The sequence below is a fragment of the Pseudomonas simiae genome (genome assembly GCF_900111895.1).
Taxonomy (GTDB): Bacteria; Pseudomonadota; Gammaproteobacteria; order Pseudomonadales; family Pseudomonadaceae; genus Aquipseudomonas; species Aquipseudomonas simiae.
The window spans coordinates 356641-372651 of the sequence record NZ_FOKB01000001.1 but is presented as its reverse complement, the minus strand read 5'-3'; the positions used below and the strand labels follow the sequence as shown (position 1 = coordinate 372651).

General features: G+C 58.3%; 14 protein-coding genes. All 14 read right to left on the bottom strand.

All coding sequences use genetic code 11. From position 1 onward, the window contains the following. Window positions 1-78 precede the first annotated feature (78 nt). The 14 genes from BMZ57_RS01700 to BMZ57_RS01635 all read right to left on the bottom strand — a co-directional run bounded on the left by BMZ57_RS01700 (window position 79) and on the right by BMZ57_RS01635 (window position 15794). Complete coding sequence (locus BMZ57_RS01700) at window positions 79-1554, bottom strand: sigma-54 dependent transcriptional regulator (protein WP_010208737.1); 1476 nt, start codon at window positions 1552-1554, stop codon at window positions 79-81. A 170-nt stretch (window positions 1555-1724) separates the two neighbouring features. Then, window positions 1725-2021 carry a flagellar protein FliT gene (gene fliT / locus BMZ57_RS01695; RefSeq protein ID WP_010208736.1) on the bottom strand — a complete coding sequence of 99 codons (297 nt, stop codon included), beginning with the start codon at window positions 2019-2021 and terminating at the stop codon, window positions 1725-1727. A 25-nt stretch (window positions 2022-2046) separates the two neighbouring features. Then, entirely contained in the window at window positions 2047-2451 is a 405-nt protein-coding gene (gene fliS / locus BMZ57_RS01690) for a flagellar export chaperone FliS (protein WP_010208735.1), read from the bottom strand. A gap of 140 nt (window positions 2452-2591) precedes the next feature. Further along, window positions 2592-3980: a flagellar filament capping protein FliD gene (fliD, locus tag BMZ57_RS01685; RefSeq protein ID WP_010208734.1), complete on the bottom strand. Its 1389-nt coding sequence runs from the start codon at window positions 3978-3980 to the stop codon at window positions 2592-2594. Between the two features lie 81 nt (window positions 3981-4061). Further along, window positions 4062-4412: a flagellar protein FlaG gene (locus BMZ57_RS01680; protein WP_010208733.1), complete on the bottom strand. Its 351-nt coding sequence runs from the start codon at window positions 4410-4412 to the stop codon at window positions 4062-4064. A 75-nt stretch (window positions 4413-4487) separates the two neighbouring features. Next, entirely contained in the window at window positions 4488-5909 is a 1422-nt protein-coding gene (locus BMZ57_RS01675; RefSeq protein ID WP_029529076.1) for a flagellin N-terminal helical domain-containing protein, read from the bottom strand. Window positions 5910-6174: 265 nt separating this feature from the next. Further along, a complete protein-coding gene (locus tag BMZ57_RS01670) occupies window positions 6175-7104 on the bottom strand; it encodes a ketoacyl-ACP synthase III (RefSeq protein ID WP_010208730.1) in 930 nt (309 codons plus the stop codon). Window positions 7105-7380: 276 nt separating this feature from the next. After that, the gene (locus tag BMZ57_RS01665; RefSeq protein WP_042571868.1) at window positions 7381-8985 is read right to left on the bottom strand and encodes a flagellar hook-associated protein 3; all 1605 of its coding nucleotides are present in this window, start codon (window positions 8983-8985) and stop codon (window positions 7381-7383) included. Between the two features lie 14 nt (window positions 8986-8999). Continuing rightward, window positions 9000-11045 carry a flagellar hook-associated protein FlgK gene (gene flgK, locus BMZ57_RS01660; RefSeq protein WP_029529075.1) on the bottom strand — a complete coding sequence of 682 codons (2046 nt, stop codon included), beginning with the start codon at window positions 11043-11045 and terminating at the stop codon, window positions 9000-9002. Window positions 11046-11055: 10 nt separating this feature from the next. Further along, window positions 11056-12327, bottom strand: coding sequence for a flagellar assembly peptidoglycan hydrolase FlgJ (gene flgJ / locus BMZ57_RS01655; protein WP_042571869.1), 1272 nt, complete (start codon window positions 12325-12327; stop codon window positions 11056-11058). Window positions 12328-12331: 4 nt separating this feature from the next. Beyond that, the gene (locus BMZ57_RS01650; RefSeq protein ID WP_033901075.1) at window positions 12332-13420 is read right to left on the bottom strand and encodes a flagellar basal body P-ring protein FlgI; all 1089 of its coding nucleotides are present in this window, start codon (window positions 13418-13420) and stop codon (window positions 12332-12334) included. Between the two features lie 27 nt (window positions 13421-13447). Then, a complete protein-coding gene (gene flgH, locus BMZ57_RS01645; RefSeq protein WP_010208725.1) occupies window positions 13448-14143 on the bottom strand; it encodes a flagellar basal body L-ring protein FlgH in 696 nt (231 codons plus the stop codon). A 53-nt stretch (window positions 14144-14196) separates the two neighbouring features. After that, window positions 14197-14982, bottom strand: a complete 786-nt coding sequence (gene flgG / locus BMZ57_RS01640) for a flagellar basal-body rod protein FlgG (protein ID WP_005790105.1) — start codon at window positions 14980-14982, stop codon at window positions 14197-14199. A 71-nt stretch (window positions 14983-15053) separates the two neighbouring features. Continuing rightward, entirely contained in the window at window positions 15054-15794 is a 741-nt protein-coding gene (locus BMZ57_RS01635; protein ID WP_010208724.1) for a flagellar basal body rod protein FlgF, read from the bottom strand. Window positions 15795-16011 lie beyond the last annotated feature (217 nt).

Below are 16011 nucleotides of genomic sequence, written 5' to 3'. Positions count from 1 at the left end.
ACGGAACGTTGCGAGGGCTGTAGCAATACCCGTGCCGAAAAAAATAACCTTATTTTTCAGTTAGTTGAAAAACAGGCGTCAATCATCCGCCTGTTCGTCACCTTCTTTGCGGCTCATGCCGTACTTGCGCATCTTCTCCACCAAGGTGGTTCGACGGATACGCAGGCGCTCGGCGGCACGGGCGACGATACCGTTGGCGTCGTCCAAAGCCTGTTGGATCAGGCCCTGTTCGAGGTTGCCGAGGTAGTCCTTCAAGTCCAGGCCTTCCGGCGGCAGCATGGCGGTGGAACCGAAGTCCGGGGTATGGCCGTTGATGGCCACCCGCTCTTCCATGTCAGTGCGCAGGCTGTCGACCAGTTGCTCGTCTTCGTCGTCGACGTAGCGGAATTTCTTCGGCAACTCGACCACGCCGATCACGCCGTAGGGGTGCATGATCGCCATGCGCTCCACCAGGTTGGCCAGCTCGCGCACGTTGCCCGGCCAGCCGTGGCGGCACAGGGACATGATCGCGGCGGAGTTGAAACGGATCGAACCGCGCTTTTCGTGCTCCATGCGCGAGATCAGTTCGTTCATCAGCAGCGGAATGTCTTCCACGCGCTCACGCAACGGAGCCATTTCGATCGGGAACACGTTGAGGCGGTAGTACAGGTCTTCGCGGAAGCTGCCGACCTCGATCATGCTTTCAAGGTTCTTGTGGGTCGCCGCGATGATGCGCACATCGACGCTCTGGGTCTTGTTGCTGCCCACGCGCTCGAAGGTACGCTCCTGCAACACACGCAGCAGCTTGACCTGCATCGGCAGCGGCATGTCGCCGATTTCGTCGAGGAACAGCGTACCGCCGTTGGCCAACTCAAAACGCCCGGCACGGCTGGTGATCGCCCCGGTAAAGGCGCCCTTCTCGTGACCGAACAATTCGCTTTCGAGCAGCTCCGCCGGGATCGCCCCGCAGTTGACCGGCACGAACGGCCCGTCGCGGCGCTTGGAGTGATAGTGCAGATTGCGCGCAACCACTTCCTTGCCGGTGCCGGACTCGCCGAGGATCAGCACGCTGGCGTCGGTATCAGCCACTTGCTGCATCATCTGGCGCACGTGCTGGATGGCACGGCTGGTGCCGACCAGGCTGCGGAACAGGTTGGGTTCGCGGTGGCGGCCGCGCTCGCGGGCCTGGTCGTACATCTCGCGATAGACCTGGGCACGGTGCAGGGAATCGAGCAATTTGCTGTAGCTGGGGGGCATTTCCAGGGTGGAAAGCACCCGGCGGCGCTGGTCTTCGGGCAGTTCGACGGAAGAAATATCGCCGATTAGCAACACGGGAAGGAACTCATCCCAGGTTGACAGTGTCTTTAACAAGCCCAAAACAGCGCCAGGAGCGTTTACCGTCCCGATCAGCACACAAATGACTTCACGGCTCGATGACAATGAGCTGACCGCCTGCTGCCAGTCATGGCTGCCGCAGGGCAAATTTTCTTCGCCGAGAAAATTCAAAATCACCGCTAAATCGCGGCGGCGGACGCTATCGTCATCAATCAGCAGAATTTTGGTTTCACGCCACATGCAATAGCAACTTCCCTAGTAAAACTTCATGCCCCGAAGTGAGGGCAATCGAGGCGCCTGTAAGACTTTGTACCTTACTAGACGTCTGAAATCTGAAAACAGCACTAGTTAAGTCAAAAATGCTGGCACAGTCAAATATATGACGCACCGTTCGGACCAACTGAGCCCATTCAGCCGAACAGATGGTAAACCTTTGACGCGTTTTTAGCTCGGTTGATCAGCGACATCTCTTCAAAAATCGCCTGGCGCTCGCCGGTCGTCACCTCAAGCAACTGCTGATACACCACTAGCAAGCTTTCCAACTTCTCTCGCAGCACGTCCTCGTTCACTGGCGCTTCGCTGAGCACTTCCTCGATCACGTTGCGACAGCCCAGGTCGAGTTCGCCGATGGCGTCCCAGTTCCGTTCCGCCAGCGCGCCGATCAGGGCTTCGCGGGTTTCGTCTATGCGTTGCAGTGCGTGGCTCATGATGTATTCCTCAAGGCCGATGGCCTTATTGTGCGGCACCTTGTGGTAGTGCGATGGCATCCCAGCCTTCTTTCACAGTAATCAGCAACCGAGCGACTTCGTCGATCATGCTGGCATCGTTGTGCAGATTGGCTTCCATCAAACGGTTGGTCATGTACGCGTACAGACTTTCCAATTGCTGGACGTAAGCCGGATCTTCGCTCTTCTCCGCATCCAGGCCATCACGCAGCCCAATGATGATATCAATGGCCTTACCGAGCATCAGGCCCTTTTGTGCGATGTCCCCACGAGCCAATGCGCCTTTGGCCTGTGCCATGCGGTCGAGCCCGCCCTCCATCAGCATTTGCACCAGGCGATGCGGGCTGGCTTCGGAGATCTGGGCATGGGAATTGACCTTCTGGTATTGGCGAAGGGCTCTCATGGGATTCATGGTTCTACCTCGTGACAGGTAACAGCGAAAAGGATTTCAGTAACCATTGTGTCGACTGGGCCGCAAAAAACTTTAACCCGATGGTCTTTCTAAGAAAAAAGCCCAGGCCGATGGACCTGGGCTTTTTCATGGGCGCGCGATCAACTGTTTTTCTGGTTGTTCAGCGCGTTGAGAGTACCCATGATGTTGTTGCTCTGCTGGCGCAGCTGGGCGACCAGGGAGTCCATGGCCGCGTACTTGCGAGTCAGGCTGTCGGTCAGGTCCTGGACGTGAGCGTCCAGGTCCGACTGATCCTTGGTCAGCTTCTTGAGGCTGTCGGAGAGTGCACTTGAGCGCGTCGCGAAGACTCCAGTGGTCGGCTTTGCATAGCCGTCTGTCGCAGCTGTCATGCGGGCCAACAAGCCGTCCTTGCCGCCCAGCATACTGTTGATGTCAGCTGCGTTGGTCAAGGCGGCCTTGTCAAAGGCCTTGTCATCCATGGTCAACAGACCGGTATTGGAATCGGTGCCGATACCAAATTGTGCCAAGGATTTGAACTGGCCGTTCCCCGACAAGGCATTGAACTCGGAACGCAGGGCGCTCTGCAAAGAGCGCATGTTCGCATCACCAGTCAGAGTAGCCGACACGGAGTTACCCGCAGCATCCTTCGTCACCTTGGTTTCAGCATTCATCGCCTTGAGCAGGGCATTGTAGCTATCGACGAAACCCTTGACCCCGGATTTAAGCGCGGCGGTACTGGTAGAGACAGAAATAGTCGTGACCGCCTTGGTGGGGTCGGTACTGCTGACTGGCGGAGATACCGAAAGCAGCTTGATACTGACGCCACTGACCGCATCCGTAATGTTGTTGGTCTTGGCCGTATAGGCAACACCATCAATCGTGTACTCGGCATTCTTGGGCTCATCGATCACTTTGTAACCGGTATCGATACCCGAGTTGCCCGAAAGGGTAAGATCCGATCCCACACCGCCGGTGGTAGAGGTCAATACCATGCGCGAACCACTGGCATCGGTCACGATGTTGGCACTCAGGCCGGAGGTGCCAAACTGCGAGTTAATCGAGTCACGCACCTGCTGCAAGGTTGCACCTGGCGGAACACTCACGTCGAACTTCTTGCCCGACTGGGAGATGGATAATGTCGTGGCCGTATCCCCCTTGTTGACCACCGTAGAGGCGCCCCCCGTCAGCGTTGTGGTCGACAACTTGGAAGGCTGGGCCAATTGGTTGACCACTAGGTTGAAGCTGCCGTTGGCTGCCCCCTTCCCCGTCGTCATGGTGGCGACCTTCTCGTTCGATGACGTACCCGTCAAGCCACTGAAACTATTGTCATCAGTCATGCTTTTGATTGCGCCCCGGAACGCATCCAAAGCCGACTGAATTTTGCCGATCGACGACAGCTGAGTAGTTGCTTTCTGTGACTGGGTGTTGATCTGGGTCTGCTTGGGCGCACGATCAGCGTCCACCAGCGACTTCACAATGCCCTGAATGTCGATACCCGAACCAACACCGTTAACCGTGGTACTCGCCATCGTCTTTCTCCTAATTCGATTGTTGCCGCTTTCTTGACGAACAACACTTCAATCCGTCAGCGCAACAAGTTTCATGCCAGCTCAGACCTTTTCGTCGAACAACACGTGACTGGCAGTCGCCAGGCTCTGTGCCAACTTCAAGGCAGTTTCCGACGGGATCTGGCGAATCACCTCACCACTTTCAGTGGCGATAACCTTGACCACAACCCGATGGGTGGAATCATCTATGGAAAAGTCCAGTTTGCGCTGGGCCGCTTGTACGAATTCTCGAATATCAGTGACTGCTTTTTCAAGGTCAGCCCGCTCAGGCTCACCGGTGGTCGGCACAATCGCCTCGACCCTGGTTTTGTCTTTGTCCGCAACTGCCGGGACGGGTGCGCTTTGAGGTGCAACCGGTGGATAAGACGAGGCTAGCTTTACACTCATATCCATGTCCAATCTCCTCTAAAACCGAAAAGACGAAAGGGCACGTAAACGCGCCCTTCCGTCAGTTACCAAGCGCCGTTATTACTGAAGCAGCTTCAGTACAGCGGATGGCAGTTGGTTGGCTTGCGACAGGATCGCGGTAGCCGCCGACTGCAGGGTTTGTTGCTTGGTCAGCTCGGCTGTTTCAGCAGCGAAGTCTGTGTCTTGTACAGTCGAACGTGCAGCGGTGGAGTTCTTCTGAATGTTGGTCAGGTTGTCTACAGTTGTGGTCAGACGGTTCTGAACAGCACCCAGGCCCGAACGTACGCTGTCGATGCCGCCAATGGCTTTGTCGATTACAGCGATGGCGGACTGTGCGTTGAAGGCACTGGTCACGTCGGTTTGAGCAACAGAAGTCTTGGCCGAAGCAGCGGCGGTGCCAGTAGCAGCGAACAGACCAGTTACACCAGCGCCGTTCAGAGCGTAGCCTTTGGAAGAATCCAGGTTCACCGCGCCAGTGGCTTTCAAGCCGTTGGCGATGGCCACGGCGCTACCGTAGCTACCGCTGCCGTCTTTGGTCGCAACAGTGATCGAACCAGCGGCGGTTGCAGCGCTGAACTCAAGGTTTTCACCGGAGTCGGATTTAACCGACAGGCTTTGCTTGGCTTCGTCGAAGTTAACGCTAATACCCAGTTTGGCAGCGTTGGACTTCAGTTGGTCGGCCAGGCTGGCGGTGTCGGTCACGCCGGTGAAGGTGGTGGTTTGGCCACCAACGGTCATCGAGAAAGTAGCCGGTGCAGTCTTGGCAGCAGCGCCGACTACAAACTGAGCTTCAGTGCTAGCGGAAGCGCTCAGGCCACCTACAGCGCCGTTCAGTTGGCTGGCAATGGTTTTGGCCGAGCTGCCGGCAGCTACGGTTACGCTGTTGGTCTGGCCGTTACCGGTGATACCGATCACGCCGCCAGCAACACCCGAAGCGCTAGGTGCAACGCCCACGCTCTTGATTTGCTGCGAACCAATGTTGTTAGCAGCAACGTTGTCCAGGGACAGGTTGATGGTTTCGTTAGCGTTAGCGCCAACCTGGATAGCTTTGGTGCCGTACGAACCGTCCAGCAGTTTCTGGCCACCGAAAGTAGTGGTCTGCGAGATACGGGTCAGTTCCGAAGTCAGCGCCTGGTATTCTTCCTGGTTGGAAGTACGGTCAGCGTCGCTCAGGGAGCCGGTGGCCGAGGACAGAGCCAGGGTACGCATTTTTTGCAGAATGTCGGTCGAAGCCTGCATTGCGCCTTCAGCGGTTTGCGCGATGGAGATGCCATCGTTGGCGTTCTTTACAGCTTGGCCCAGGCCGTTGATCTGGCTGGTCAGGCGGTTGGAGATCTGCAGGCCCGAAGCGTTGTCTTTAGCGCTGTTGATGCTCAGACCAGTGGACAGACGCTGCATGGAGGTTTGCAGCGAGTTGGCCGCTTTGCCAAGGCCGTTCTGGGTAGTGATGGAAGCAATGTTGGTGTTTACTGTTAAAGCCATGACGAAATCCTCGTTGGATGGATACTGCGGCTTCCGGCCCTGGCAACCGCCGGGTGTGGCCTGAGAACCTACGTAATAGTTATCGTCGTGGTAGCCGGTTGCTTGAGGATTTTTTTGAATTTTTTTACTGGCGCCGTGCCACCCTTTGCAATTCAAGGGTTTACGCAGGCCCGAAACGCCGATTTCATTGGGTTTTCTGGCGCCAAATAAAAAACGCCGAGGATCGTTCGACCCTCGGCGTTTTTTTGTTGAAGCTATCAAGGCATCAAGGGCGATAGAGAATCGCCGAACCCCACGACAGGCCCACACCAAAACCGCTGATGGCCACGCGTTTCCAGGTGGCGTCCATCACGTGCTTTTCCAGCAGCAATGGAATACTCGACGACACGGTGTTGCCGGTCTCGACCATGTCCTTGATGAACTTGTCCACCGGTGCATCTTCAAAACGACGCGCCACAGCGTCGACAATGGCTGCACTGCCCTGGTGAATGCAGAAGGCATCAATCTCATCAGCCTTCAGGTCCGACTCATTGAGCAACTCATGCAGGTGAGCCGGCACCTTGAGCAAAGCGAAGTTGAACACCTGACGACCGTTCATGAAGAACACGCCGTCACTGACCTTCAGGTGCGGTGCACCGGAACCGTCGGTGCCGAACTTCGACTTGCCCAGCAACCACGGTGCGTCTTCGCCCATCCAGGTGGCGGTGGCGGCATCGCCGAACAGCATGGTGGTGTTGCGGTCTTCCGGGTCGACGATCTTCGAATACGGGTCGGCGGTGATCAGCAGGCCGTTTTTCAGGCCGGCGGCTTCCATGAAGCCTTTCATCGCGTAGATGCCGTAGACGTAGCCGGAGCAGCCCAGGGAGATATCAAAGGCTGCCACGTGGGTCGGCAGGCCGAGTTTGTCCTGGACGATGGCAGCCGTGTGCGGCAGCCCTTCTTCATCGCCGTTCTGGGTGACGACGATCAGCGCGTCGATGGACTCGCGCTTCAGATCCGGGTTATTGGCAAACAAAGCGTTGACCGCCTCGACACACAGATCGGAGGTTTCCTGCGCGGCTTCCTTGCGCGGCAGGAACGCCGAACCGATCTTGCCAATGATGAACTCTTCATCCTTGGCGAATTTGGCACCCTGGGCGTAGTTATCGATCCCGTCTGCCGGCACGTAACTGGCGATGCTTTTTATGCCAATCATTGTGGCTTCCCAATACTAAATAGCTGGAGAACACCCCTGGGACTACGCCCGGAGTGCTGACAATAAAGGGGATAACCCCATAAAAATCTCGCTGAAAGCCGCCTCGCAAGGACCCTGTGACGACTTATCCTTTTCATACGATACAGTGAAGATGCGCTTTATGACTCACAGGTCACTCAATTTTGTGTGCTTTGTGCAAAACCTTCAAACAATTAAGCCCCAGAAACGACAACGGCCCGCCCTGTTTCCAGAGCGGGCCGCTTGACGTAGAGCCACTTACATCTTGTTGAAGAGGCTCAATTGCGAGATTTTCACGAAGGCCAACTGGGAGGCTTGCAGCATGGTTTGCTGCAAGGTCAGGTTGATTGCGGCTTGAGCCGTATCGATATTGCCCAGATCACTCATGGTGCTGGTGTTAGCCAGGCCGATGCTGGTGTTCTCGCTGGTCTGAATATCCAGTGCATTCTGCCGCGCGCCAATGGACCCGCGGACATTATCGACCTGGGTACGGGTATTACCAAAGTTGGCGATGGAAGCATCCAGGGCATCCTTGAGCTTGATCATCGCCGCAGGATTACCGTCGGCCGGTTGCTCCAGGGCATGGCGCAGCTGGCTGAGGGTATCCAGTGCATTCTGAGTCTTCTGCGTCGTTGCAGCGACTGCGAATTGATCGCCGCTTTGCGGTGTACCGCTGACATCAAACGTCACCCCGGCCGCCGTGACCGTCGTGCCGCCTCCCGTGTCACCTGTAGCAATGGCTTTACTGTCAGCCGTGTAGGGCTGGGCATACACCTCGTACGCAGTACCAGAGGTGAATTTGATCACCGCACCGCTGTTCGCCGGGAATGTGCTGGCATACGCCGCCTGATTGGTCACCGAGGCATTGGTCAACTGCGCAGTGGATGGGTTGCTTGGAGTACGCGACACACTGAAGGTGTCCGGCTTGGCGGCCAGACTAAACGAACGGTCCTTAACCAGAGCATCCGCGTTCGGCCCCGACGCAACATCCTTGAGGTCCAGCGTGATATCGAACTTCACGCCGCGCAGGTTCACGCTGGAACCGCCTTCCTTGGTGGAGTCGAAAGTACCATTACCCGGAATTTCCGAAGTGATGTCGTTACCGTTCTTGTCGGAGACCTTGTATTGGGTGCTGCTGGTAAAGGTCAACTTGTAAGGCTGGCCGTCGGCAAATTGCTTGGTGTAGTCAGTGCCCGATGTCACCAGACCTGCCGACAACGAGACTTTATTGTCGTTCGGCACCGGCGCCGTCGCCGGCGGGACGATCGGTGGTGCTATCCAGGTAGCCTGGGTGCGACCCGAATTCGCCGCTCCCCCCATGATGCTCTTGCCGGTATCGCCCGCCTGGATCTTCAGCGTATCCGAAACCTGCAGGCTCAATGGGGTCTCGTCCCCTTGGTAAGTATAGGTGCCATCGCTGTTGCGACTATAAGGCGGGGTCGCAGTCTTGGACCCGGAGAACAGATAGTTGCCCGACGCATCCTTGCTGTTGAGCAAGCCCAGCACTTGATCCTCTATCGCGCCAATTTCGCCGGCAATCGACTTGCGATCGGCATCGCTCAGCGAGCCGCCCGCACGCAAGGCCAGCTCACTGGCTTTCTGCAGCGCGTCGTTGATCGAGCCCAGCACGCTTTCTTCGTTGGTCAGCGAGTTCTTCAAGCTAGTGATGTTGCCGTTGAACTGGCTCAACATGTCTTTCTGTTGCTGCAGCATCAACAGGCGCGCTGCCGCGACCGGGTCATCGGAGGCAGTTTCAACGCGCACTCCGGTGCTGGCCTGGTTCTGGGCCTTCACGACGCTTGAGTAGTTATCCGAATACTTGGCGGAAGTGGTTTCGAAGTATTGTGCGGTAGAAATGCGCATCGTCCCAGGCTCCCTTAAAGACTATTGATCAGCGTACTGAAGGTTTCTTGCGCAGCTTTGATGATCTGCGACGACGCGGTGTAGTACTGCTGGAACTTGATCATGTCACCGGCCTCTTCATCCAGATTGACCTGGGATACCGAGTTGCGTGCATCCTGGTTGGCCTTGAGCAGTGCGCCCGTGGCGGTGGTGTCGGTAATCCCCGAAGCCGCCTTGGCGCCGACGGTTGACACCAACCGGCTGTTGGCCGCTACCAGGCTCACGCCTCCACCGCTACCATCCGCCAGGCCGACGGTGGCCTTGGTTTGCAGGTCAAGCAACGCCTGGGCGTTACGGTTATCCGACTTGCCCGAAGCATTGAAAGAAAAGGTCGTGCTGTCGCCATCGGCGGGTGCCCCACCGACAGCGGTATCAAACTTGAAGCTCTTGGCCGGCACCACCAGCGCACCGTTGGCGTCACGCATCGGCACATCAATGGTGATCTTGTTGGTTTGGCCCGGAATGATGCTGCCCGTGCCGATTGGATTACCTTGAGCATCGTTGACCGTGTAGGCCTGAGTACCGTCAGCCGCGGGCTTACCAAACACCATTTTTACCGGCATCGAGTGCTCAATGCCGGTTCGCAGTTGAGCGGTATTGGCACCACCGTGAATATCGATAGGCACCGTCAGGGTTGGCGGCGTAAAGGTGCCGGTGCCCTGGTTGGTCTTGCTGCCCTCACCCAGCAACGGCCCGGCGAACGCGATCTTATTTGCGTCCTTCAAATCGGTGCCAATGTTGGTGGCGCCGTTGGCAGTAGGGCTGACCTTGAAGCTGTCGCCTGCGGCCATCGGCCCCTTGCCATCCAGGGCCAGGGTGAAACCATCAATAACCGGCGGCGGCGTGGTAGTGGTGTCGAACGCCCCCATGGACTTGCCGTCGGAACGCATCACCGTGTAGTTGTTGCCGCTGGTGAAGGTGACTTTATAGTCGTAGGGGGTCAGCTTGCTGGTATCACTGATGGTCACATTCAGGTTACCGGAGCCAGCACTGTTACCCGCCGCGCCCACGCTACGTTGCGCAATGGCAGCGGCGCTGTTGATATCCTTGAACAAGGACGAACCAAAGTCACCGTTCAGGTCAACGCCCTGGCCCAGCTGACTGTTGATCGTGTCCGCAGTTACGATTGCGATACGCCCCAGGTCATTGATGGCAGGCATCAAGACATCGCTGCGATAACGCAGCAAGCCGCCAATACTGCCGCCGCTGAGTACATTACCCATGTCCACTGAGGTCCCGCCGCCTGCATTGAGCTGGATGGTGTACTGGCTAGGGTCGCTCGAACTCGGCACCGCTGAAATGCTGTTGGATTGATCACCCAGCACCAGGGACTGGCCTGTGCCGGTACTGACGCTGAATACACCGTTCTTTTCGACGGCAGTGACGCCCACCAACTCATTCAGCGAACGTACTGCCTCATTACGTGCATCCAGCAAGTTCGCCGGAGCGCTGTTGCTTGAGCCCTGCGCCTGAGTGATCTGCTTGTTCAGGGAGGCAATCGAAGAGGTCAACTGGTTGACCTGATCGCTCATGGTCTTCAACTGGCCGTTGATCGACTCTTTTTGCTGGTTCAGTTGGGTCGAAATCGAGTTGAAACGATTGCTCAACGTCTGGGCGCTGGTCAGCAACACCTGCCGCGCGGAAACATCGCTTGGATTTGCCGCAGAGGTCTGCACCGCGGCGAAGAACGCACTGAGTACCGAAGACATGCCGGTGGTCTTGTCCGACAGGGTTTTGTCGATGGCACTGGCTTGGCTCGAATAAGCCTTGGCATCGTTGTTGAGCGCAGTGCTGTTCTGGTAGGCCGCATCGAGGAATTCGTTGTAGACCCGACGCACGTCCGCCAGGGTCGTGCCGCTGCCGATGAACACGCCGCCATACGGGTTCGACGCACTCGCACTCTGGGTGGTCTGCTGGCGCGAGTAGCCCGAGGTATTGGCGTTGGCAATGTTGTTACTCAAGACCGACAACGCTCCTTGAGAGGCGTTTAGCCCTGACATCCCGATACTGAGCAAACTCATGGTTCAGACCTTATAAATGTGTGGTTGCGCCAGCGGCAGCGTAGTTCTGGTAACTGTCCATCGTTTTGGCGATCTGCGAAATCTTGCTGGCATAGGCCGGGTCGGTGGCGTAACCGGCTTTTTGCAACTCGCGAACAAACTGTTCCGGGTTGTCGGCCGACTTCACAACTTCTTTATAGCGATCATTGCTTTGCAGCAAGGTCACCAGGTCGTGGAAGCTGTCCTGGTACGAGTTGTAGGAACGGAACTGCGCCGTCTCCTTGACCATCGCCCCATCGCGAAACTCGCTGGTGATCGCGCGGGCCTGGCCGCCCTGCCAACTCTGACCAGCCTTGATGCCGAACAGGTTGTGGCTGCTGCTGCCATCCTCTGCGCGCATCACCGATTTACCCCAACCGGTTTCCAGGGCAGCCTGGGCCACCAGGTACTTCGGATCGACACCAATGCGCGCGGCAGCCGCCTTGGCCATCGGCAACATGGTGGCGACGAATTCGTCCTGCGAACTGAAGGCTTTCTTCGCTGGCGCCAACGGTGGCTGGGCCACGGCGCGGCCATAGACCTGCATGCGCCCGCTCGGCACGGCAAACGTGCGCGCGGTGCTATTGACCACGTTGTCGTCGGCCGCACTGTTACGCAGCGGTGCGCTTTTGGCATCGATCGCGACTGGCGCGTTCGGCACAATGCCGGCGAGCAGGCGATCGGTCAGCTTGCTTGGCAAGGCAATACGGCGCTGATTCATCAGCTCCATGTCATTGCTGTGGGAGGCCACGGCGCCGGCCTGTGGCTCCGCCACGCGGTAAGCCCACAGCGGGCGCTGGCCATTGGAGCGGCCCAACGGACCTACGGCCTGGGTACCCGCCGCAATCTCCGTCGGCACATCAACTTTCTTCACAGCTTCGGCAGCCGCCGGGCCTTGCAACGTGGCGGCCTGGGCCTCCACCGGTTTGTTCTTTTGCATCTGGCGCATCAGCACGTCAGCCAGGCCGATACCACCGCCTTCGCGGGACATCGAAACCGCCAGTTGCTGGTCGTACATTTCCTGGTACTGCTTGGCGGCCGGCGTGTTCATCGGGTTGTCCTTGCCCAGCGCCTCGGTGGCCGAACGCATGGACTTGAGCATCTCGCTCAAGAACAGCGACTCGAACTCCTGCGCGACCTTGCGCATGTTGCCTTCGCTGTTTTTGTCGTCGCCGACCTTGAGCTGGTTAAGCCGGTTCAAGTCGGAGTAAGACCCCGAGTCCGCCGTGCTGCTGATACCGCTCTTGCGCATATCCATGGCCATGGCCTCAGATCACGATCAGGTCGGCTTGCAAGGCGCCGGCCTGTTTCAGCGCTTCAAGGATCGCCATCAAGTCGCCGGGCGCTGCGCCCACCTGGTTCACCGCACGGACAATCTCATCCAGGGTGGTGCCGGGGCCGAACTTGAACATCGGCTTGGCTTCTTGCTGAGCATTGACGCGCGAACGTGGCACCACCGCCGTCTGGCCGTTGGACAAAGGCCCTGGCTGGCTGACGATCGGATCTTCGGTGATGGTCACGGTCAGGCTGCCGTGGGTCACCGCTGCCGGCGACACCTTGACGTTCTGGCCGATCACGATGGTGCCGGTACGCGAGTTGATGATGACTTTGGCCACGGCCTGGCCTGGGTCGACTTCCAGGTTTTCCAGGATCGACAAATAGTCGACACGCTGGCTTGGATCCAGCGGCGCAGTCACACGGATCGAGCCGCCGTCGATGGCCTGGGCCACGCCTGGGCCGAGCATGTCGTTGATCTTGTCGACCACGCGCTTGGCGGTGGTGAAGTCGGAGCGGTTGAGGTTCAGGGTCAGGCTGTTGCCTTGGTTGAAACCGCTCGGCACGGTGCGTTCAACCGTGGCGCCACCCGGAATACGACCGGCCGATGGCACGTTGACGGTGATCTTCGACCCGTCGCGACCTTCGGCGTCAAACCCGCCCACCACCAGGTTGCCCTGGGCGATGGCGTAGACGTTGCCGTCAATACCTTTGAGCGGCGTCATCAGCAAGGTGCCGCCACGCAGGCTTTTCGAGTTACCGATGGACGACACGGTGATGTCCACCACTTGGCCCGGCTTGGAGAACGCCGGCAAGTCAGCACTGATCGACACGGCCGCGACGTTTTTCAACTGCACGTTGCCCGATCCCGCCGGCACCTTGATGCCGAACTGCGAGAGCATGTTATTGAAGGTCTGCAGGGTGAACGGGGTCTGCGTGGTCTGGTCACCCGTACCGTTGAGCCCCACCACCAGGCCGTAGCCGATCAACTGGTTGGAACGCACGCCGGAGATGCTGGCGATGTCCTTCAGGCGTTCGGCCTGGGCGACAGCGCTCAAGGAAAGCAGGAGTGCGGCCGCCATCAGCTGTTTGAAGTTCAAAGTGGCCACCTAGAAAGGGAACAGCGGGCTAAGGAAGAAACGGTCGAACCAGCCTGGCTGGCTCGCATCGGCAAAGGCGCCCGTGCCGGAATAAGTGATGCGTGCATCGGCAATCCGCGTGGACGGCACGGTGTTGTCGGTGGAGATGTCATCGGCACGGACCATGCCGGCAATGCGCACCAGCTCGTCGCCGGTGTTGAGGGTCATCCACTTTTCACCGCGTACGGCGATGATGCCGTTGGGCAGTACATCGGCCACGGTCACGGTGATCGAACCGGTCAGGCTGTTGCCCTGCCCCGCTGCACTCTTGCCGTTGGTGGCACGGTCGCCACTGTAGCCGGCGCTGAGGCTCAGGTCGCCATCACCCAATGGGTTGTTGACGTTGGGCACAGCGCCGAACAACGACGTCAGACCGATACCAGCCTTGCTGGTCTTGCCGACTTGAGAGTTGGCGTTCTTGCTGGCCTGGGTGCGCTCGTTCAGGGTGATGGTGATGATGTCACCGACCCGGAACGCCTTGCGGTCGCTGTACAGGTTCTGTTCGAAGCCGGCCTGATAGATCGAACCATTGTTGGCAGCCGCCGGCAACGGCGTACGTGGCAACACCGGCGCGTAGTACGGGTCATTGGGTTTTGGCGTCGGGGCGACACAGCCCGCGAGCACGGCAATCCCACTCAATGCCAGAACGGAAACATAGCGATTCATGACCCTTACCTCACGGTGTTGCAGGCGCCCTCAAGAGCGCCCCATAGACTTGATTACAGATTCTGCGTTACGAACGAAAGCATCTGGTCGGCGGTGGAAATCACCTTGGAGTTCATCTCGTAGGCGCGCTGGGTGGTGATCATGTTGACCATCTCCTCAACCGTGCTCACGTTGGACGTTTCCAGGGTGCTTTGCAGCGTCGTGCCGAAACCGTTCAAGCCAGGCGTACCGATTTGCGGCGCGCCGCTGGAGGCGGTTTCCAGGAACAGGTTGTTACCCATGGCTTGCAGGCCGGCCGGGTTGATGAAGTCGGCGGTCTGCAGGTTGCCGATCACTTGCGACGCCGGGTTGCCGGCCACGGTGATGGACACAGTGCCGTCGTTGCCGACGGTGAACGTCTTGGCGTCAGCAGGAACAACCACGGCCGGCTCCAGGGCGAAACCGTTGGCGGTGACGATCTGGCCGTTGGAGTCCAGATGGAAAGTACCGTCACGGGTGTAGGAAGTCGTGCCGTCCGGCTGCAGGATCTGGAAGAAACCACGGCCGTTGATGGCCATGTCCAGCGGCTGGCCGGTCTGCTGCAGGTTACCGGCGCTGAAGTTCTTCTGGGTGCCGACGATCTGCACACCGGTACCCAATTGCAGGCCCGACGGCAGTTCGCTGTCCTGGGTCGACTGGGCGCCTGGTTGCTTCTTGATCTGATAAAGCAAGTCCTGGAACTCGGCGCGGTCACGTTTGAAACCCGTGGTCGACACGTTGGCCAGGTTGTTGGAAATGGTGGTCAGGTTGGTGTCCTGGGCGGACAGACCTGTTTTGGCAACCCATAGAGCCGGAAGCATGCTGTTCTCCTTCGTGCGCCTGTTTGTTGGCGCTGCGCTGCGAAATTAGTCGTGGTTCAGTGACGCGGCTATCAGCTCATCTGCATGACGCGAGTCATGGCCTGATCGTCTTCCTTGGCGCTGTTCATCATCTTGATGTGCAGCTCGAACTGTTTGGAAAGCGCCAGCACCGCGGTCATTTCTTCCACGGCATTGACGTTGCTCGCCTGCAGGAAACCCGAGGTCAGCTTGACGTTCGCGTCGGCTTGGGCTGGCTGGCCATCCTTGGTGTGGATGGTGCCGTCCAGGCCTTTATTCATGTTCTTCAGGTCAGGCTGGACCAGCTTGATGCGGTCCACTTCAGCCATCACCCGCGGGCCCTCGCCCATGGCACGGATACTGATGGTGCCGTCGGAACCCACTTCGATCTTCTGCTGCGGCGGCACGGCAATCGGACCACCGTTACCCATGATCGGCATACCGTTGCCGGCGCGCAGCACGCCCAATGCATCGACGTTCATGCTCGCGCTGCGCACGTAAGCTTCGCCGCCGTCCGGAGTCTGCACGGCCATCCAGCCATCGCCATTGACGGCAACGTCCAGGTCACGGCCGGTCTCGATCATGGCGCCGGGGGTGAAGTCAGTGGCTGGGCGTTCGGTCATGGCAAACGCCCGCGCCGGAAAGCTGTCACCGAACACCGGCATCGAACGCGCCTGCTCCAGGTCACGTTGGAAACCATTGGTGGAAATGTTCGCCAGGTTGTTGGCATGGGCCTTCTGCGCCAGAGCATTCTGGCTGGCGCCGGTCATTGCCACATAAAGGTACTTGTCCACGCTCTTTCCTCTTTCTGACGGACGCTTGCCGCCCACCGCTGTACTGATGAGGCTTAAGCAATTTGCGAACCAACTTTTAAAAAGACGATGAAGTGCAGGCGGGGCGGGGGTTTGCGCTGAGGTGTGATGATTTCGTGATTGGGCGCGAGTCGAAAAAACGGCGGACTACTGCCGCTAACGGCAAACCCCGGTCGTATTAGCGACAAAGATCAAATGT